Raw genomic sequence first — 18,792 nt, forward strand, 5'->3', positions numbered from 1 at the left:
CGATCGCGATCGATGTGTGACCTTTGAATGAAGAAGGACTGAATTATGGCTGTAACCCTGATAAATGCATTCGAAGTCCCGCCGGGCAAAGAACAGGAAGCTCTGGAATTCTGGGAGAGAGTTGCAGAATTCATGAAAAGACAGCCTGGCTATATTTCGACGCGATTGCATAGAGCAATCGTGCCATGGGCTCGCTTTCACTTGATCAACATAGCAGAGTGGCAATCGGCAGAGGATTTTCAAGCGGTGATTGGGAGCGAAGAATTCAAGGAACTCACAGAACCTTACAGCGAGATTTTTCCCCACTATCCAGGGCTGTACGAGGTTATTCGAACCTGAGGTGATATGCTTCACAATCAGGTGATACCCATGAACCAAGGATCCACGAGAGATTTCACGAGGAAACGGCGAAGCATCTCTCTGATTCTCCGGGAACACCTTGACACGTGGGGTGTTTTAAAGGTAAGGTTCTGTGTTTTACAGGGACTCTAAAGAGGTGATGCATGCCGTCGGAGACTATCGAAACCAGAAACGAGCAGAAAGCACGATTTATCCAGCAGTCGGAAGCCCGAACAGCTTTTCTGAAAGAGAAGGGGATTCCGGAACAGAAGATCGAAAAAGATCCCCTGTTGAGGAGCATAAAAGCCAGAATCAAACAAGTGGACGCTGCGATTGCACGGATTGGCTTTCTTGACGATCAAACCAAGAAACTAAAGGAACGAAAAGAGCAGCGTTTGGCGGAGAAAGAAGCCGAGAGAGTTGCTTTGATGAAAGGCGAGATCAAGAAGAGCAAGAAGAAAGCGGAAGAAGCTCCCCCCGAGCCCAAGAAGAAGGGTGGAGGCAAAGCTCCCGCTGCAGGAAAAGGCAAGCAGGAACCCAAAAAGAAATCCAAGTAGGTGCCGAATCCGCATTCAAGGAAATCGCCGAACTGAAAGTCCTGATCTCTTCAGGGCTTTCGGATAGCATACATGGACATCACAGATATTTTTAGATGGCTTCAGAGGCTGGCTCTTCTTGCTCCGGGTTTTCTCCTGGCGGTTACGGTCCACGAGTTTACCCACGGATATGTGGCGTACAGATTGGGAGACCCCACCGCGAAAGCGATGGGCAGATTGACGTTCAACCCGATCAGTCACCTTGATCTCTTTGGGACAATCGTGCTCGTGCTCACGGGAATGATCGGCTGGGCAAAACCCGTGCCCGTCGACCCCAGATATTTGCGCCATCCGCGAAGAGATATGCTCTGGATCAGCCTGGGCGGTCCCGCTGCAAATCTTGTGACCGCAATCGCTTTGTCGCTTGTTCTGTATGCTATGATCTTGGGCACGGGTGGGCAGGTCGGACCATCTGCCGCGTACATTCTGATACCGCTGGTTGGCATTCTTCAAAAGGGAATTCTGATCAATGTGGGTTTGGGAATATTTAACCTTCTTCCTGTGCCGCCACTGGACGGGGCCAAGATTCTGGAAGGGGTGCTTCCTGCGCAACAGGCGTATCAGTTTTCTAAACTGGAGCCTTACGGTTTCATAATCCTCATGATACTCATCTTCACGAGAGTCCTGGACTACATTATCATTCCTCCCATCCGTCTGATTGTGAGCTTCCTATTACCAGGCTTGAGCTGATCGCATGTCCTATGAAATCAAGCTGGAGGTTTTTGAAGGTCCCCTGGACTTGCTTCTCCATCTGATTCACAAGAATGAAGTCAGCATTACCGATATTCCCATCGCCTTGATTACCCAACAGTACCTGGAAACCATTGAGCTGATGAAATCGCTCAACCTGGATGTTGCGGGAGAATACCTCATCATGGCGGCGTATCTCACCCATATCAAATCCCAAATGCTTCTGCCTGCCGATGAATCCGAAGAAGAAGGCTCAGAACAGATTGCAGATCCGAGAGACGAGCTGGTAGCTCACCTGCTGGAATACAAGCGGTACAAGGAAGTTGCTGAAATGCTCGGCACCATGCCTCAACTGGAAAGCGACGTATTTGCACGGGAATCCGCTGAAGACTCCGAGGAAATTCCCAAGTCGCATCAACCGCTTGAAGTTCGGTTATCGGATCTCCTGTCAGCGCTCCGGGACGTTTTGGAACGTACCCCCAGGCGCGATCTCATGGAATTGCAGCCGGAAACGCTTCTCGTGAAGGACAAAATTATCGAAATATTGGATCGGCTCGGTTCCCGGCCCTGGATCACGTTTCAGTCTCTTTTCGATAAGGACGAATCTCGACGAAACGTGCTGACCACTTTCCTCGCGCTTCTCGAAATCGTAAAGCTGCAGCTCGTGCGAATCTATCAGGAGGTTCCATACGGGACTATTCTGATTTCCAGAAGGGAAGGTGAGGAGGCGAAAACAGCAGGAGATGCGGCGGAAACAATCGATTCGGCTGAATGATGACCGTGCCGACCTCTAAACGATCGGCACGGAAACAAATCAGACTTCTTTGACTGTTATTGCCTCTTCAGGGCAGACTGATACGCACGATTCGCAACCCAGACAATCTGCAGGATTGGCTACTACGGTTTCATTGTTGTCCACCACCAAAACGTCAGCCGGACAGATATCCACACATTCACCACACTGCTTACACTTTCCTTCAGCTATCTCGGGAACAAACATCCAATTCCACCTCTGATTCTTGGTATGCATGAGGCTTCTTCTCCGGGACGTGTGATGTCAGTCCCAGGTACCTACCGCTGATGCCAGGGAATTTGTCCGGCTCAGAGCCTCATTGGTCGTGACCTGTAATTCTACATCAAAGAAGTACCAAGTCAATGAACAACCTGCCGCGCAAATGCTAAATTCTAAGTAACAATCGTACGGAAGCTTTTTTCATCTTGATCGAGCTTCTAACCCACTCTGCGGAGCGAACCGTTCCCGCAACTCATTGACAAAAGAAGATTCACGATGTTACCTTTTGATGAAGGCACAGACATGAGGCGTAATCGTTCTACTTTCCCCAAGATTGAAGGTAAATATGAAAAATGAAAAGAATTTTAAAGAGATGTCAATCACAGGAATCGCCTCGGACACACGTAATATGCAACCCGTTGTAGTTCTCAAAGAAAAAAACGGAGACCGAGAGTTGTATATCTGGATTGGGCCGGTCGAAGCCATGGCACTGCAAAGAGCAATTAACAAGGAAGTCTATCAGCGCCCGCTCACGCATGAACTCTTGAGATCTATAATAGACAAGACCGGCACCCGAATCGAGCACATAGAAATAGACGATCTCCGGGATCATACGTATTACGCTACCATCTATTTAAAGAACGCTGAATCCAAATTGGTTACGGTTGATGCTCGACCGTCCGATTCACTGGTTCTGGCAACATGGATGGGAGTTCCCATATTCGTTAGTGAAAAAGTGATCGAAGGAATGACACAGGCTGAGCAAGAAGAGGCCCCCAAGCACAAGATCATCTTCACCCAGGAAGACATTGAGCAAACTGACGAGGAACTGACTAAAATCCTCGAGAGAATCAACCCTGACGATCTGGGGAACGCTTGACGTCTGTTTACAATCTCAGTTGCCAACAGAACCGGGGATAATCTCCGGTTTTTTTTATCTTTTGTCTGTAATTCCCATGAATCGCGATCGCATGAAAAAACTGCTCTTGAGTATGTACCGACAATTGGTCGCTGTTTTCGGGAAAAGGAACTGGTGGCCTGCCGGTTCTCCTTTTGAAGTATGCGTTGGAGCGATTCTTACGCAGAATACTGCTTGGGCAAATGTGGCTAAGGCCATAGCAAACCTGAAAGAGGCCTCTGCGTTGGATCCATTGGCGATTTATCATTCGTCTCACGAGCAATTAGCTGCATGGATAAGACCGGCCGGTTACTACAACATAAAGGCAGTACGACTCAGGAATTTCATCAATTATCTTGTGGAACGCCATTCCGGCAGCCTGGATTCGCTGTTTTCTGACGATGTTCAGGTCTTGCGAACAAATCTCCTGAGTATCAAGGGTATCGGAAAAGAGACTGCAGATAGCATGATTCTTTACGCTGCACATAAGCCGATCTTCGTCATTGATGCATACACGGGGAGAGTAATGAAACGACACGGAATCGTACCTTATTCTGCAAATTACGATGTCATGCAGGAGCTCTTCCATGAAAATCTGCCGGTGGATGTTGAACTGTACAATGACTTCCACGCGCAATTTGTGGCGCTGGGCCACCATTACTGCAAGAAGGTGCCTTTATGTCACTTCTGCCCGCTGGAATCTTCTTTGCCCAACGGAAATCCCGTGATCGGCTAGAAACGGAATAAGGGGGCGCGAGTGGCGCAGCGAAGCAATCTCCCAATGAGGACCACGGTACAGACAATGGGGCCCCACCTGCTCATAAGCCTTAAGATAAGAGCATCCACTCCCAGCTTTCCTGGTGGGGGTCGGCGTCTCTGCCGACCCACGTTGATGGAAAACGCCCGCGAACAGCGAGGAATCCACCATTCAGCAACTAACTTAATCCTTGTCATTGCGAGGAGCGCAGCGACGTGGCAATCGCCTGGGACTCAGGTGCTTAATTTCAGGCGATTGCTTCGCTTCGCTCGCAATGACAGTCATTCAGGCATCTTGGCAAAAGGATGCGGTTCGCTTTGGTCATCACATCCTACGCCGGATTCTTATTTTTTGCCTGATTTCCCAATCTCTTGTTAATCTGTCATTCTTACGACCTGCGGCATTCTTATTCTCCAATGATTTTCACCAACACTCGTTTCCGCCGACCTCCATCAAACTCACCGTAAAAGATCTGCTCCCAGGGGCCGAAATCGAGCTTTCCTTCAGTGATCGCGACAACAACTTCTCTTCCCATAATCTGTCTTTTCAGGTGCGCGTCGCCATTGTCTTCTCCGGTCCGGTTATGAAGGTACTTGCTCACAGGTGCATGGGGCGCCAATTCTTCCAACCATCGGTCATAATCCTGATGCAGACCGGATTCATCATCATTGATAAACACCGATGCAGTTATGTGCATAGCATTCACAAGGACCAGACCTTCCCTCACCCCACTGTCATGGAGCGCGCCTTCCACCTGGGGCGTAATGTTTATAAATCCTCTTCTCTTAGGAATATTGAACCAAAGTTCCTTGCGATAGCTTTTCATGGAATCCTCCGTTAGTATAGGATGCTTGTATTATCCTATTTTCAGAGCGCGGAACAACCCTGCGCAACGTGCACACGAATGCAGGAGGAGCAATATGGCTAAGATTGCAGATATCATGACCCGTGAAGTCATCACCGTCACTCCGGACACTCCCATCCGTGAACTGGCGAGAATACTTGCAGAAAAGCGCATCAACGGCGTCCCGGTGGTAGATGAAGATGGAACGGTCCTCGGAGTAGTATGTGAATCCGACCTCATCGAGCAGGGCAGACCTCTGCATATTCCTACCGTCTTCGTGATCCTGGATTCCTTCATCCCCCTGGAAAATCCGTGGAGACTGCAGAAAGAGTTCAAAAGAATCACCGCAACCAAGGTTGAAGAAATCTACTCCAGGCCCGCTGTTTGCGTATCTCCTGAATCGGACGTATCCGAAGCGGCAAAGCTCATGAGCGAAAAAAAGTACTATACGATACCGGTTTGCGATGATGCAGACAGACTGGTGGGGGTATTGGGGAAGGTGGACGTAATAAGGGGACTCGCGTGATAACATCAATTAAATTAAATATATACGTTATTTTTTTAAATAGATTGTTTTGGTATTTAGGATATTTTTTAGAATATGCTTTAAAATATATTGACAACTATCTGGAATCATGGTTTAAGCGATCTCACACAGCGGGAGGCGTAGCCCGCTGCCAAACATACCTTTTCCCCATGCGAAGCCCCGGTTCTCATCCTCCTTTCCGGGGCTTTCCTTTGTACGTTTTCTTTCCCTTCGCTGCCATATTCCTCAACAGGGTTCAAATTCCCGCGAATTTCGAGAGGCAAGCAATTGGATCGTGATCGACTGAAGAAGATAATGGAAGATGTCCGTGACGGATTGCTCCCCTGTGAAGAAGCCTGCAGAATATTTCAAGATCTCCAAACAGAGGATCTGGGTTTTGCAGCAATCGATCATCATCGAGCCGTGAGACTCGGTTTCCCGGAGGTTATTTTCGGACAAGGTAAGACAGCTCAGCAGATCGTCGGTATTGCGACGAGTCTGATGTCCAGGCAGGACGTTGTCCTCATCACGAGAGTTGACGAAGAAAAAGCAGCGGCAATTCTCAAGGAAATTCCCGAGCTTGACTACAACTCTCTGGCCGGAACACTTCTTTTCACCCGAGGCGAAATGAGGAACAGGGGAAAAGGCGAGATTTTGGTGGTGGCTGCCGGAAGTTCGGATTTGAGCGTTGCCGAGGAGGCCAAAGTAACTGCTGTATCGATGGGGAACAGTGTAGGGACGCTGTACGATGTTGGTGTGGCGGGTATTCACCGGCTCTTGACGAATAATCGAAGACTCAGGGATGCTGCCGTGGTCATCGCTGTTGCAGGCATGGAAGGTGCCTTACCGAGTGTAATCGGAGGATTGGTCGATCGGCCGGTCATAGCCGTACCTACCTCTGTCGGATATGGTGCAGCCTTCGGCGGAATAACCGCGCTGCTTGCGATGCTGAACTCCTGCGCGCCGGGAATCGTAGTGGTCAACATCGACAATGGATTCGGAGCAGCCTATGCAGCGACGTTGATGAACAGGATAGCGGAATGAGTGCAACCATTTGTATGTAGATAAGGAGGTCTATGGATATCAGTCGTTTATGTAGTTGAGTTTATATAATATCCCCTCGGGCAGTAAGTTACTCTTTTCATTGATGGTTGTGGCCGCTTCGGCCATGGATGTTCAGTTATGAGCTGGCACTAAGAATTCTGCGCCCTGGAAGGGCGGCCCAATACTAGCCACGGGTGTCAGAAAGCGTCTCAAAACCTGCGCACTGCGGCGAATCACGCAAGCCGGACGGGAGGACCTGCTTCTGGGAAAAAAGCAGTCCCGTCAAGTGAAGATCAGGCGAGGTTCGATCCGAGTGTACTGTCCGTTATAAGGTCATGGTCTCCCTCCGGCTGCTTACGTGAATGCCACCTCGCCGGATACCCAATGGTGGTAGAGCTTCCTGAGATTTATGGTCGTGCAAATAAGGTCCCACTGGGCCTTTACGTTGTCGATTCCGGCCACGGTCCATCGCCGAAAGCTTAATGCGCTCTTGATCCAGGCAAACGGTGGCTCGATAATCTTCTTTCGAGTCTTCAGGCGCTCTTTGTTCTCTGGTTTTTCCCTCTTGCTGCGGTGTCGTTCTAGGGCCGCCTCGTAAACGCTGAGGTCTATGAGGCGTCCGTTCTTGCTCTTGGAGCATTTCCAGCGATTGGGACACGTTAGAAAATCCTTGCAGTGATACCTGCGAACCTCATTGTGGTTCTTGCCGTTAATTTTCCGCTGATGAAAAGGCAACAAGCGCCCTTCAGGGCATATGAAGCAATCACGCTCCTGATCAAAGACGAACCGGGATCGGTGATAGAGATCCTCATCCGCACCTCTCTCGGAAACAATTTCCCCTGACGATTTCCCGATAAGAATGCCGTATTCTCGCTCATGGGCCAGACCTATCTGCCCTGAGGAAAAATATCCCCCGTCCGCCACATTTTCCTCTGCCACAGCGCCCAGATTCTCTTTCACCTTGTCGAGCATGGGGACCAATTGCCCGTTGTCGGCCCCATCCGTGACCACATCTGCGGCCACGATAAGGCCGCTCTTTTGGTCGGCAACCGCCTGAGCGTTGTACGACAAGTCTTTGGTCCGGCGATTCTTCATAAAGCGAGCTTCCGGTTCCGAAGGGTGAACTGACTTCTTGTCCGATTCATCCAACTCCTTCAGAGCCTCTTGTATCCGCTGTTTCCGTTTCAATCCGTCTTGCATGGACTGCGGAAGGCGATACTCACCGGTCTCTTCCCGCTCGGCTCTCTCTATCTCAGTCATCGCATCGGCAATCGTGCGGTCCAATCTCTCCGAAACACTTTCCAGAAACCTCTCCAGGTGCTCACGACCCCGAGCCTTGTCGTTGGATGAGACGGCTTGGATCTTGGTCCCGTCCACGGCATGAAGAGCTAGACCGATCAGATCGGCCTTCAGAGCAACACGAATCGACTGTCTGAACAGATGCCTCAATGATTTCTTGTTCGCCTTGAAGAATCGCCATAAGGAATTATGATCCGGAGCATTCATCCCCGTCAGCCAAATCAGCCCCATATTCTCAAGGCAACCCTTTTCAAGCTTACGGGTACTCCTGATCCGATTGAAGTATCCGAAAAGCCACACCTTCAACAGAAGATCTGGCGCATACGGAGGACGTCCTGTATCGCTGTCGGGAACCTCGATTCCCAACTCGGACAGATCCAAGGAATCCACGAAATCTCGGATAAAGCGCGCCGGGTGATCCTTAGCCACCCAGTCTTCCACTGACGGCGGAAACATCAAGATCTGTTCGTAATCGGCCCGGATCTGTTTGCCCATGACAGCCTCGTGGTTGTTGAATTCCTCTCCTTTCTAGTACATCTCTTGGCAAATCGCGAGCCCAAAATGGAGTTTTGAGACAGTTTCGTCAACCCGTGGACAGCGCCATGCCCATAAGCATGGTTCAACGCCCCTGAAAGGGTCGACCGACCAGACAATGATTCCCAAATGTCATTGGTGGACCCTTTCAGGGTCATGAAGACAAAGGATTTGCCGTTCCGCTTCCGTGGGTTTGCGAAACTGGCTCAAAAATCTTGAATGCACAACACATCGTGCCACGATTCATCATCCTTGTAGGGGCAGGTCTCGTGCCTGCCCTCCCGCAATGACCGGCACGGAGGCCGGTCACTACCGGGCACCCACAAGGGGCGCCCCTACAATCAGGCCGTGAAGATGATGAGAATTTCGTGCCACGATCTGGGACAAATTTCGACTTCTGAGACAGTCTCTTGCACCCACGGCTACTGTTGGGCAGCCCCTATGGGGCTGTAGAAAGCTCCTCCCCGCGCAACTGAACAGATGCGACTGAGTCCTAGTAACAAAGCAACAAAGCTATTGCTGCTGTTTTCGGATGCTTCTGGGAGATTTTCGGGCAGGATTCAGAAACACCATAAAACAATAGATGCTCAATGCCCCCGAGAGAACAGATCCGACAAGGTTTTCACCCTCCAGTTGGACGAACTGTTCGAGTTCACCGGGGATATCTCCCAACGCGTACATGAAGTGAAACAGGTCCCAAGCCTGATAGAAGAACCATCCGCTGAGCAACGCCAGGAGTCCGCAAAAATAAAGATATGCCCATTTTCTCCCCTCGATACTCTTCTGGGACCAGAGAAAGGCACGAATCGCCTGGACCGCAATGTAAGGTGAGACTACTTTGAAGAGCATGCCCCATATGGAGCCCATGGGACCGCCCCCGGACACAATATAGCGGAACACGAATATCAATCCGGTGTCCACAGCTTCCCCATGCAAGAGCACCAGCAGAACCGCGACGGGAAATAATGACAAGGAAAGAATGAGAATTATAAGTTCACGAATGACGATGTACCACATGCTTTTAGTATAACATGCCTTTGAGGGGAATGTCCGGCAAGAACCACCGATAGAAAGGTGATCATGACGAGACGCATCTTTCTCATGGCAAAAAAGGGACTAATCTTTGACAAATACTTCAGGAATGGCAAAAAATGAGTGATGAGACTGCATACAAGCTGGAATTACGAAGAATCGCCACATTGTCCGGAATTCGGATCCCGCGAGTTCGGGAGAGAATACGAACAATATACGGCGTTCATGTGAATGAGGCAGCGGGGGCGGGAAGTTCTCCGGAAATCTTGTTAGGATGGTGACGAATTTCCCGGGAGAGCCGTATCGACCTCCCGGGATAGAGGCTTATGCTGCGGTAAGCTGATAGCTCAAACGATCGCCTTCCAAACTGACCACCTGAAGCTTGACTTTCATTCCTGCTTTCACCGCATCATCGGGGAGTGATTTATCCAATCTGCCGAATACTTTTATCCCGTCTGCGAATTCTGCCACACCGAGAAGATAAGGGACGTCCTTTTCGAAACCTGCGGGTGCATACATGGCTTTGGTAAAGGTGATAAGGGTACCCTCTCCGGAGATACCAAACCAATCCATGTCATTCGACAGGCATTTGTCACAATCGCTTCGCGGAGGAAAAAACTTGGCGCCGCAGCTCTTGCAAACGGTTCCGCGCAGTTCATTATTCTTGAGGAACTCGACGAATTGCTCCGCTTTGGTCACTCCGGTGAAGCTTATAATTCCGAATTGTTCGAATCCCATTTTTCCTTTCTCTCCTTTTGCCGTGGGGGAATCTGGATCATTCTACGCCGAAGATGCTCACGTTACCGTAAATTCCCACGCCGCCAATATTGTGAACAAGCCCGATCTTTGCCCCGGGGACCTGCATCGGTCCAGCTTCATCTCTGAGTTGGAGCACGATTGTCCTGATTTGCGATCCGCCCGTTGCGCCAATGGGGTGTCCCTTGGAAAGCAGCCCCCCATCGACGTTAACCGGTATCTTTCCTTCTTTGTACGTTTCTTTGTTTCGGATCAGTTGAGGCCCTTCACCTTGTCGAGCAAACCCGAGATCTTCATATGCCATCATTTCGGCAATGGTGAAACAATCGTGAACCTCGGCAACATTCACGTCCGACGGGCTGATGCCAGCCATTTCATAGGCGCGTTTGGCCGCGAGCTGAGCACATTTCAGTCCGCTGAAGGAATCCCTTCCGGCCATATTGATCGGTGCTGTGGCCATTCCCAAACCCTTTATCCATACGGGTTTGCTGCACAGGTCCTTGGCTTTTTCCTCGGATGCCACTATGACACAGGAAGAACCGTCCGCGTTGGCACAGCAATCCATCATTTTCAGGGGAGTAGCGATATATTTGGGTTCAAGGATTTTCTCGAGGGTCAGTGATTTTCTGAACACGGCTTTCTCGTTAATGACACCGTACGTAGATGATTTTAGTCTAATGAGCCCGAGGTCCTCTTCGGTTGTTCCGTACTTTTCAAAGTGTCCCCGCGCGTACATTGCATAATACGCGGGCATCATGGTTCCAAAAGGAGCTTCCCACTGAATGTCCGCACCGCGACCCATTCGCTCCTGAGATTCGGCAGAGGATATTTCCGACATTTTCTGAAAACCCAGAACCATAACCACATCGTGAAGCCCGGATGCAACCAGCGCGTACGCTGTTCTGAGTCCGCTCGAGCTCGATGAGCAGACGCTTTCGACATAGAACGTGGGTTGAGGATTCAATCCCAGATATTCGGCCATCAGGCCGGCGGGTGTTCGCTGTTTATCGTATTCGGGTGCAGAACATATAACCGATGCATCAATCTGCTCCGGTTTAATTCCTGCGTCACGCATTGCATCTTTGTAAGCCTCGAAGGCCAATTCGCGAATGGAGCCCGGATACGCCCTCACAAATGCACTTTGTCCGACGCCGATCACCGCGACTTTTGCCATCTATTCCTCCTTGTCAGCAGACTGTATGCTTTTCCTGAGTCGAGATCAAAATAATATCATAGACCGAATTTCCGATCAATGAATGTGAAGCGGTCCTTTTTTGTGGTAAATATTTTATCTGATACGTCCAGAGTGTTTGCAGAAGTTCACAATAGTGGACTCCTGACCCGACCTGGAGTTCTTTTTTTCCTCAAGAAGGACCGTACTTCGGAAGTCCTTGATCCTAGCCCCATTGTTCTGATATTTATGTTGTTTATTGGTTAGTGTGGTTCACCAGTTTTTTCCTTCGCCAACACGAAAAAAAAGTGTGATTTCAAGTTGCCGGATCCGGTGCGGTGCTCTGCATGTGCCATGCGGTTTGCACGGGTCCATATACATGCTGCAATTAAGAAATGGAGATCAGTATGGAAATCAAAAGAATCGGAGTTATAGGCGCGGGGCTCATGGGTGCAGGCATCGCTCAAGTGGCGGCCCAAAGTGGGTTCGACGTTACCCTTATGGATGTGGAGACCAGATTCCTGGACAAAGGACTATCCACTATAGAGAAAAACCTCAAGCGCACCGTCGAGAAGGGCAAACTTAGCCAACCAGATGCGGACGCCATTCGAGGGAGGATACATGGCGTACTGTCTCTGGCCGAGGCAGCTAACGGAGTTGACGTCATAATCGAAGCCGTCATTGAAAAAATGGCACTCAAGAAAGACGTGTACAGTGAGCTGGATCAGCATGCTCCGGCTCATGCGATCTTCGCCAGCAATACTTCCGCATTGAGTGTTACGGAAATGGCCGCAGTCACCACCAGGCCGGAAAAATTCATCGGGATGCATTTTTTCAATCCGGTGCCGGTCATGAAACTGGTGGAAGTGATTAGCGGAATAGCCACAAGCAACGAAACGGTAGCGGCGATTAAAGAGCTTTCCAACAAGATGGGAAAGACTGCCATTGAGGTGCAGGAAGCTCCTGGATTTGTCGTGAATCGTATCCTGGTGCCCATGATCACGGAGGCCATATTTGTGCTTCAGGAAGGGCTTGCCAGTGCTTCGGAAATCGATGAAGGCATGAAGCTGGGGGCGAACCATCCCATGGGACCGCTTGCTCTGGCAGATCTGGTGGGACTGGATACACTGCTTAATGTGCAACAGCACCTCTACGAAGAGTTCGGCGATCCCAAGTACAGACCGCCCGGATTGCTCAAGAAGATGGTAAGGGCAGGCAGATTGGGCCGGAAATCAGGACGAGGCTTCTACGATTACGGTTCGTAAAAGGACGACAGTCATTGAGATAGAAATATCTAAACTGCAGCGGCTTTCGAGTCCGGAAGAATGCCGCTCTCCCCGAGAAGGATATTAACTGGAGGAACTATGCAGCAGAAGGAAAGGTTCGGGTTGACAGAAGAAGAACAGATGCTTCGGGACATGGTCCGGCGGCTTGCCAAAGAAAAGATAGCTGCTGGAGCCGAAGAACGAGATAGGGTAGGCGAATATCCGTACGACATGCTGGAGCTTATGAAGGAAAACGGCCTCATGGGCGTCGATTTTCCCGAGAAATACGACGGCATGGAGGCAGGCCTGCTGGCCCACTGCATCGTCGTTGAGGAACTGGCGAAAGTGGACGCTTCCGTGGCTTTGATCCCGTCCTGCCAGGAACTCGGGAGTCTTCCCATCATTCTTGCCGGAAATCATGAGCAAAAAGAGAAATACCTGAAACCTCTGTCCACAGGTGAAACGTTAGCTGCATTCGGTCTTACAGAGGCAAAAGGGGGGTCGGACGTAGCCGCTCTGAGAACTCGTGCTGTACGCAAAGGGGACAAGTACATCATTAACGGCACAAAGACTTTCATTACCAATGGTGGTGTTGCCGACACCTATTCCGTTTACGCGATCACCGATCCGGATTTGCCTTCTCACAAGGGAGCCAGCGTGTTCATCATGGAAAAAGGGATGCCTGGTTTCACCGTAGGCAAGAAAGAACACAAATTGGGTATTCGCTGTTCGGATACCAGGGAGTTGATTTTCGAGGACGTTGAAGTGCCCGTAGAAAACCGACTGGGGGAAGAAGGAGAAGGTTTTCACATCATGATGAAAACGCTGGATTTCTCCCGCCCGTCCGTTGCAGCTCAGGCGCTTGGTATCGCCGCCGGAGCCTTCGAGTATGCCACGCAGTACGCGAAAGAGCGGGAGACCTTCGGGAAGCCGATCATTCGGCATCAGGCTATTGCCTTCAAGCTTGCCGACATGGCCATGAAGATAACAGCAGCCCGGCAGCTTTTGTACAAAACCTGCGATCTCTTACAGGCACATGTGGGAAAGGATCTCTCCCGAGTTCCTGCCGAAATCATCCGCCATTCCTCTATGTCAAAAGCATTCTGCTCCGACACCGCAATGGCCACGACCATTGAAGCCGTACAAGTGCTCGGCGGATACGGCTACATCTCGGAATACCCCGTTGAACGCATGATGCGGGACGCCAAGATCACCCAGATCTACGAAGGCACTAACGAGATACAGAGGATCGTGATAGCATCGACGTTGTAGAAAAATCTTCAATGTGGGGGGCCTTACTGCCCCCCACTTCTTCACTTTGCGATTCTTACTGCAATTCAAAATCTGAATCGCAGTGTTATATCTGCGATGCACATATTGGTAAATCGGCTGTAGGAGCTATTGGCTCACCGGCAAACGACTAATGTGGTCTCAATTGTTTATCGCTAATAACCCTTGTCGTTTTAGCGCTCATACTTGGATGTAACCTGATCTTTTTTCCTTATTTTTCTATTTCCTTCCTTGCACACTACTTAACTCAATGCCTAGCAAACACCCTCACAAAGCAACTTCGATAACGCTGCTCCTTTTAATCCACCAATTGCAGCCGCTGCAACGGTTGGTGTAATTCCAAATTTAGCTGCTATGTACGATGCCGCAGCCCCCGACGAAGCTATTGATGGTGCTAAGGCAACACAGGCAGCCGTAATAGCCGCTGACAATCCCATATTGATTGCAACACATCTAGCGCATTTCCATCGATCGAATGGGCTTTCAACACCTATGGAGGGGATTTCTCCTCCAAAAAGCTGTTTTAATTCTCTCTCATAAACCTCGTCTGGAGGAAACATAGATTCTAATTCCGACACAGCTTGGTCGAGTTCTTCCGGTTTTCCGAACGCCTGAAAAGGTCTTTCTTCCATTGTCTCCAGAAGCATTTTTCTAAAATCCATTTAAGAAACCTCCCGTAGAGAAAAGATTAGACTTAATTCGTGCAAGACACGAATTCTTAGTGACCCCGAATTTCTTAAAACTAAGAATTCTTCTAGTCAAAGAAACTCCTTTAATATTTCCGCTACCTTGGAACTCGAAACAGCCCAGTTGCCCTCAAGATATATCCCTCCAAAATGCAAACCGACTGCTTTTCCACTATTTATATCGAGAACAACTGATCCCGAGTTTCCTCCTAATGTTGAACAATCATGCTTCAAAATTGAGTCTTGATCAGACAAAGAAATTTTTCCAGGAGCCAGGCGTTTCACATCATAAATACTGCCAAAAATGCGTTCCATTTCTTCAAAATCACTTCTGCTGTCCTTAGCAGGATATCCAATTACAACAACATCTGTTCCGTTTTTGGGTGCTTTATCGGCCAATTCTATTGGAGTGAGTTTTTCATCGGAGTCAATTACTACTTGCAGCAAGGCGATATCGTAGTCATTATTAGAAACATACAAAATCTTGGAAATATCTAATTCAATTTGATCTGGAAGATTGTACTCTTCGCGCATATCTATCCAAGCCTTCATTTCACGATTTCTAAAATTTCGGCGAAAAACGAAGTCCTCACCATTTCTTACCGAGAACTCCTCGGCAATATGACGATTTGTCACTATTATGTTCTCCGCCACAAACCAACCAGTACCTAGCCATTGATATCTCGGATGTTCTCGAAGTTCGATTCTTCCGACAGAACTGATGGCTTTTTCAATTGTGGGACGGTTTGCCTCTAATTTGGAATTCCATTCTGACGACAGAGGTAATTCATACGTGCCATGTCGTATTTTCAGAACCGGCCTCCCTACTAGAAGTACTATCTGTTCCAAAGTTAAATTTGCTGGCAATTCCTTATCAAAATCACCTCTTTTCAGCAGCTCGTAAACCTCTTCAATTTTGTTTCCAAATATCTCTTTTAGCTCTCCAGATCTGAGGCTTCTTATTATGTCATTAATCATACTCGGCTCAGCCAATATTTCACGAACTAACCTTTTCATTGCAAAAACTCCTTTCCACAGCTTTTTTGTGACAGTCTGCGTTAATCATTACACTTCTTAACAACGGCAAATCTTACAGAAAATCGAGGACCTGAAAGAATCTGTGGTTATGACAAGCTTGAACCGGATGACAAACAGATTTTGGACATTAAAAAAGATCGGCCAGTTACTCTCGCCCTAACGCCTCCCCCGACACATCATTAATCCGATACCTGCCAATATAATCTGGCTCTCAGCCACTTTCTTTGCTTCCGCTGTATACCCTCCGGAAGCAATTCGCCATTTTTCTCGATTCCTACTTCTCTTTATTCGCTCACTTCGCCCTTAACTTTTCGTTCAAATAGGTTTTCTCAACCGCAATACTGTACGTCTTTAGCGCCCAATGATTGAAAGGGTTTCACGCTTAACCGCTTCCCAAGACTGTCACGATCCACAACCGGATGCTTCTTCAGTCTGATTGCCTCGTTCTGTACTGACCTAAATTGTCCCTTCATATTCCCCCATCCCAAAAGGCATTTAGTTTGATTATTGCTCCTTCTTTTTCAGGACGTATAAAGACAAATTACCCGCTAACATCTGGGGCTCTGGAGACAGCGCTGTAAATAATTTGATCGTATGGCATGGCTGATGAATATCCCCACCAAGTGAAGCATCCAACATAATTTCTTGGCCCGATCAGCGGTATTATCGAGCATCGGAGACAGCCTTTTGCAGTGTGATCAAATTCATCGCACTGCCAGGAATTAGACTTCGCAGCAAGATTTTAGCGTACACTTTTGCATAAAGAAATTAGAAGTCAATTTCTAAAATTGGGTATTGTTGGTGGTATAATTTTAGCCTCTCGCATATTTGAGACAGTCACTGATGAATACTTTGCAATACTATCTAATTTGGAATGAAGTAAACTGATTGGATAAAAGAAAGGATCGGTTTGGCGCGTATCTCAAACTATCGAGTGGATAGACAGATCAGTTCCCTTATGAATGATGATTCCACCCATTTCTGTCACTTTTTTGCAGGACACATCCAGCCCGATAGTGAGCACCGTCCAAATTTAAACGTGTCCACCTCAGTAAATGCGTATGAACTCCGGCGGTTATCTCTGTGTGGACACCAGATACCTCTTCTGGCTATATGGGGTATTATCCAATAGAAGAAAAAGCACTGTATGATGAAGTGCGCTAAGAAATTCTGAGGGAGGGATACCCCGCAGAAGGTGTCTAGGTTGCAGTTAAATGACCCCCGGCAAAGCCGGGGGCATATTCCTGTTAGCCCCTCAAAGGGGCATGTTCATGTGACAAACCGGTTGCTGTAAAATGGGGTAGGATGGCGTATGAAATTGTTCGTGATAAAGAAAAACTCGCAGACGGAAAATTTGAGTGCGAATTCAAAGCAATTCTTGATGCTGACGATTCGGAATGGTGCGGATACTTCGCCCTGGAAATGCTGTGTTTTGGATGATATTTGGATTGCTCGCTTGTACGGGCACTTAGTTTGACGCTGCGACAAACAGAGAGGCGTACATAATCGCTTCTCTGTTGTTCTTTGGCCCAGGTAAAACCGGACTCTCTAATCCCTCCTCAGAGTAAAATCTCCATGTCGCTCAGCTATGTAGAGTAAGAACACGATCTTTCCACAATGCGGTGCTTGCCCGCGAGTGCCGCTCCGTGTATGATAGCTGACTCAAAATTCGTAGAAATCCGAGATAACCATGAGCCAAAGCTGGGTACCCATATCGACCATTCTGAAGACCGCTCCCAAACTCCTGGAACGGCCTGCGTACGCGAAAAACGTGACAATGATCCAGGTGGACAAGTTCCTCCGAAACATCTTCCCCCGTGCCGAGGAAGGCACAGCTCAGCAGATCCGCCAATGCAGCATCAGAATTACGGATTTGTGCAACCTCCGATGCCACACCTGCGGGCAATGGGGAGACCACGGATTCCTCAGGTCGTGTTCCATTAAAGAATTGAGAAGCCGTGAAGTGACCCCGGAACGGTACATAGAATTGCTCCATGACCTGAAATCCCACGGCCACACCCCGTCAGTCTATCTATGGGGTGGGGAACCCATGCTGTACAAAGGGTCCGTGGAAATCATAGAAGAAGCCGCGCGTCTTGGAATGGCACCGAGTATTGCCACAAACGGAACAGGGCTTTCGGAGCAGGCGGAGCGTCTCGTAGACGCGCCCATGTTCGTGGTGCAGATCAGTGTGGACGGTCCGGATGCGGCAACTCACAATGCGAGTCGGCCCGGTTCCAGCCCAAGCATCGATAATTTCGCGACTATTACGCGTGCAATCGACCGCATCACGGAACTGAGAAAAGATCGGAAGCAGCGCCTGCCTCTCATTGCTGCGCTCACCACAATCAACAACGTAAACTACAATCGTCTTGTGGATATTTATGAGGTATTCAAAGACAAGGTGGATGTGTGCGTGTTCTATCTCGCATGGTGGATTGATGAAGCATCAGCGGAAAAGCACACGAAAGATTTCGCTGAACGTTTCGGATTTCAACCTGAAAAGCATTTCGGTTGGATCGGGAGCTGGCGCCCACCGGACTATCAGGTGCTTTCGGATCAGCTAAAAAAGCTGAACGGCTATGCCGCCCGCTTTGACGGCCCTGCAGTAATCATTATGCCTCCACTCACGGAAGTCCCACAGTTGGAGCAATACTATACCGATCATGACAGCACATTCGGGTTCGATCGATGCGTTTCCATATTCAGTGCGGTGGAAATCAACTCCAACGGGGATATGTCCCCGTGCAGGGATTACCATGACTTTGTCGTGGGCAACGTGAAAGAGAACACCATAACAGAGCTGTGGAATTCCGAGCGCTATAAAGTTTTCCGGAAGAGTCTGTCAGAAAAAGGGCTCATGCCGGTGTGCACGCGATGTTGCGGACTCATGGGGTATTGATCCTCCAAGGCACCGATTATCTTGTGTTTCATTGTTTGGTCTGACTAACCGAAGCCTCGAAGGCACTATCCAATAGCAGTCGGCAGATTCTCTGTCTTTCACGCAAAGCAGCG

The 18,792-nt window shown here is 49.0% G+C and carries 21 protein-coding genes; 13 read left to right on the forward strand and 8 right to left on the reverse strand.

What is annotated here, in order from left to right; genetic code table 11:
- The first annotated feature begins 45 nt into the window (after positions 1-45).
- The 4 genes from DESTI_RS12170 to DESTI_RS12185 all read left to right on the forward strand — a co-directional run bounded on the left by DESTI_RS12170 (position 46) and on the right by DESTI_RS12185 (position 2,400).
- A complete protein-coding gene (locus DESTI_RS12170) occupies positions 46-339 on the forward strand; it encodes an antibiotic biosynthesis monooxygenase family protein (protein ID WP_014810263.1) in 294 nt (97 codons plus the stop codon).
- A 164-nt stretch (positions 340-503) separates the two neighbouring features.
- A complete protein-coding gene (locus DESTI_RS12175; RefSeq protein ID WP_014810264.1) occupies positions 504-896 on the forward strand; it encodes a hypothetical protein in 393 nt (130 codons plus the stop codon).
- A gap of 72 nt (positions 897-968) precedes the next feature.
- Entirely contained in the window at positions 969-1,625 is a 657-nt protein-coding gene (locus tag DESTI_RS12180; RefSeq protein ID WP_014810265.1) for a site-2 protease family protein, read from the forward strand.
- A gap of 4 nt (positions 1,626-1,629) precedes the next feature.
- Complete coding sequence (locus tag DESTI_RS12185; RefSeq protein ID WP_014810266.1) at positions 1,630-2,400, forward strand: segregation and condensation protein A; 771 nt, start codon at positions 1,630-1,632, stop codon at positions 2,398-2,400.
- A 39-nt stretch (positions 2,401-2,439) separates the two neighbouring features.
- On the opposite strand, the gene DESTI_RS12190 is transcribed toward DESTI_RS12185, so the two are convergent.
- Positions 2,440-2,655 (reverse strand): ATP-binding protein, encoded by a 216-nt coding sequence (locus tag DESTI_RS12190; RefSeq protein ID WP_014810267.1) that lies wholly within the window; start codon positions 2,653-2,655, stop codon positions 2,440-2,442.
- A gap of 328 nt (positions 2,656-2,983) precedes the next feature.
- Between DESTI_RS12190 and DESTI_RS12195 the strand changes: the two genes are divergently transcribed.
- The gene (locus DESTI_RS12195) at positions 2,984-3,517 is read left to right on the forward strand and encodes a bifunctional nuclease family protein (RefSeq protein WP_014810268.1); all 534 of its coding nucleotides are present in this window, start codon (positions 2,984-2,986) and stop codon (positions 3,515-3,517) included.
- Positions 3,518-3,608: 91 nt separating this feature from the next.
- Positions 3,609-4,271, forward strand: coding sequence for an endonuclease III domain-containing protein (locus tag DESTI_RS12200; RefSeq protein WP_041286174.1), 663 nt, complete (start codon positions 3,609-3,611; stop codon positions 4,269-4,271).
- 427 nt (positions 4,272-4,698) lie between these two features.
- Here the strand turns inward: DESTI_RS12200 and DESTI_RS12205 are convergent, their stop codons facing one another.
- Positions 4,699-5,118 carry a secondary thiamine-phosphate synthase enzyme YjbQ gene (locus tag DESTI_RS12205; RefSeq protein WP_014810270.1) on the reverse strand — a complete coding sequence of 140 codons (420 nt, stop codon included), beginning with the start codon at positions 5,116-5,118 and terminating at the stop codon, positions 4,699-4,701.
- Between the two features lie 94 nt (positions 5,119-5,212).
- On the opposite strand from DESTI_RS12205, the gene DESTI_RS12210 reads away from it, so the two are divergent.
- Positions 5,213-5,662 (forward strand): CBS domain-containing protein, encoded by a 450-nt coding sequence (locus DESTI_RS12210; RefSeq protein WP_014810271.1) that lies wholly within the window; start codon positions 5,213-5,215, stop codon positions 5,660-5,662.
- A 288-nt stretch (positions 5,663-5,950) separates the two neighbouring features.
- Positions 5,951-6,706, forward strand: a complete 756-nt coding sequence (larB, locus tag DESTI_RS12215) for a nickel pincer cofactor biosynthesis protein LarB (RefSeq protein ID WP_014810272.1) — start codon at positions 5,951-5,953, stop codon at positions 6,704-6,706.
- Between the two features lie 354 nt (positions 6,707-7,060).
- Here larB and DESTI_RS12220 read toward each other — a convergent pair whose 3' ends face one another.
- Together DESTI_RS12220 and DESTI_RS12225 are read right to left on the reverse strand one after the other, a co-directional pair.
- Positions 7,061-8,500, reverse strand: coding sequence for an IS1182 family transposase (locus DESTI_RS12220; RefSeq protein WP_014808019.1), 1,440 nt, complete (start codon positions 8,498-8,500; stop codon positions 7,061-7,063).
- A 552-nt stretch (positions 8,501-9,052) separates the two neighbouring features.
- Positions 9,053-9,556, reverse strand: a complete 504-nt coding sequence (locus tag DESTI_RS12225) for a hypothetical protein (RefSeq protein WP_014810273.1) — start codon at positions 9,554-9,556, stop codon at positions 9,053-9,055.
- A gap of 134 nt (positions 9,557-9,690) precedes the next feature.
- Between DESTI_RS12225 and DESTI_RS30740 the strand changes: the two genes are divergently transcribed.
- Positions 9,691-9,852 carry a hypothetical protein gene (locus DESTI_RS30740; RefSeq protein ID WP_014810274.1) on the forward strand — a complete coding sequence of 54 codons (162 nt, stop codon included), beginning with the start codon at positions 9,691-9,693 and terminating at the stop codon, positions 9,850-9,852.
- A gap of 43 nt (positions 9,853-9,895) precedes the next feature.
- Here DESTI_RS30740 and DESTI_RS12230 read toward each other — a convergent pair whose 3' ends face one another.
- Both DESTI_RS12230 and DESTI_RS12235 read right to left on the reverse strand, forming a co-directional pair.
- Complete coding sequence (locus DESTI_RS12230) at positions 9,896-10,309, reverse strand: Zn-ribbon domain-containing OB-fold protein (protein ID WP_014810275.1); 414 nt, start codon at positions 10,307-10,309, stop codon at positions 9,896-9,898.
- A gap of 37 nt (positions 10,310-10,346) precedes the next feature.
- On the reverse strand, positions 10,347-11,501 hold the full coding sequence (locus DESTI_RS12235) for a thiolase domain-containing protein (RefSeq protein ID WP_014810276.1): 1,155 nt from the start codon (positions 11,499-11,501) through the stop codon (positions 10,347-10,349).
- Between the two features lie 410 nt (positions 11,502-11,911).
- On the opposite strand from DESTI_RS12235, the gene DESTI_RS12240 reads away from it, so the two are divergent.
- Both DESTI_RS12240 and DESTI_RS12245 read left to right on the forward strand, forming a co-directional pair.
- Positions 11,912-12,763: a 3-hydroxybutyryl-CoA dehydrogenase gene (locus DESTI_RS12240; protein ID WP_041287068.1), complete on the forward strand. Its 852-nt coding sequence runs from the start codon at positions 11,912-11,914 to the stop codon at positions 12,761-12,763.
- Positions 12,764-12,862: 99 nt separating this feature from the next.
- Positions 12,863-14,035 carry an acyl-CoA dehydrogenase family protein gene (locus DESTI_RS12245; protein WP_014810278.1) on the forward strand — a complete coding sequence of 391 codons (1,173 nt, stop codon included), beginning with the start codon at positions 12,863-12,865 and terminating at the stop codon, positions 14,033-14,035.
- A gap of 272 nt (positions 14,036-14,307) precedes the next feature.
- Here the strand turns inward: DESTI_RS12245 and DESTI_RS12250 are convergent, their stop codons facing one another.
- Complete coding sequence (locus tag DESTI_RS12250) at positions 14,308-14,715, reverse strand: hypothetical protein (protein WP_014810279.1); 408 nt, start codon at positions 14,713-14,715, stop codon at positions 14,308-14,310.
- Between the two features lie 96 nt (positions 14,716-14,811).
- Positions 14,812-15,756 (reverse strand): trypsin-like serine peptidase, encoded by a 945-nt coding sequence (locus DESTI_RS12255; protein ID WP_014810280.1) that lies wholly within the window; start codon positions 15,754-15,756, stop codon positions 14,812-14,814.
- 1,326 nt (positions 15,757-17,082) lie between these two features.
- Here DESTI_RS12255 and DESTI_RS31595 point away from each other — a divergent pair.
- The gene (locus DESTI_RS31595) at positions 17,083-17,217 is read left to right on the forward strand and encodes a hypothetical protein (protein WP_272913403.1); all 135 of its coding nucleotides are present in this window, start codon (positions 17,083-17,085) and stop codon (positions 17,215-17,217) included.
- A 250-nt stretch (positions 17,218-17,467) separates the two neighbouring features.
- Positions 17,468-18,679 carry a radical SAM/SPASM domain-containing protein gene (locus tag DESTI_RS12260; protein ID WP_014810281.1) on the forward strand — a complete coding sequence of 404 codons (1,212 nt, stop codon included), beginning with the start codon at positions 17,468-17,470 and terminating at the stop codon, positions 18,677-18,679.
- The last annotated feature ends 113 nt before the right edge of the window (positions 18,680-18,792 follow it).

The organism is Desulfomonile tiedjei DSM 6799 (assembly GCF_000266945.1).
Taxonomy (GTDB): Bacteria; Desulfobacterota; Desulfomonilia; order Desulfomonilales; family Desulfomonilaceae; genus Desulfomonile; species Desulfomonile tiedjei.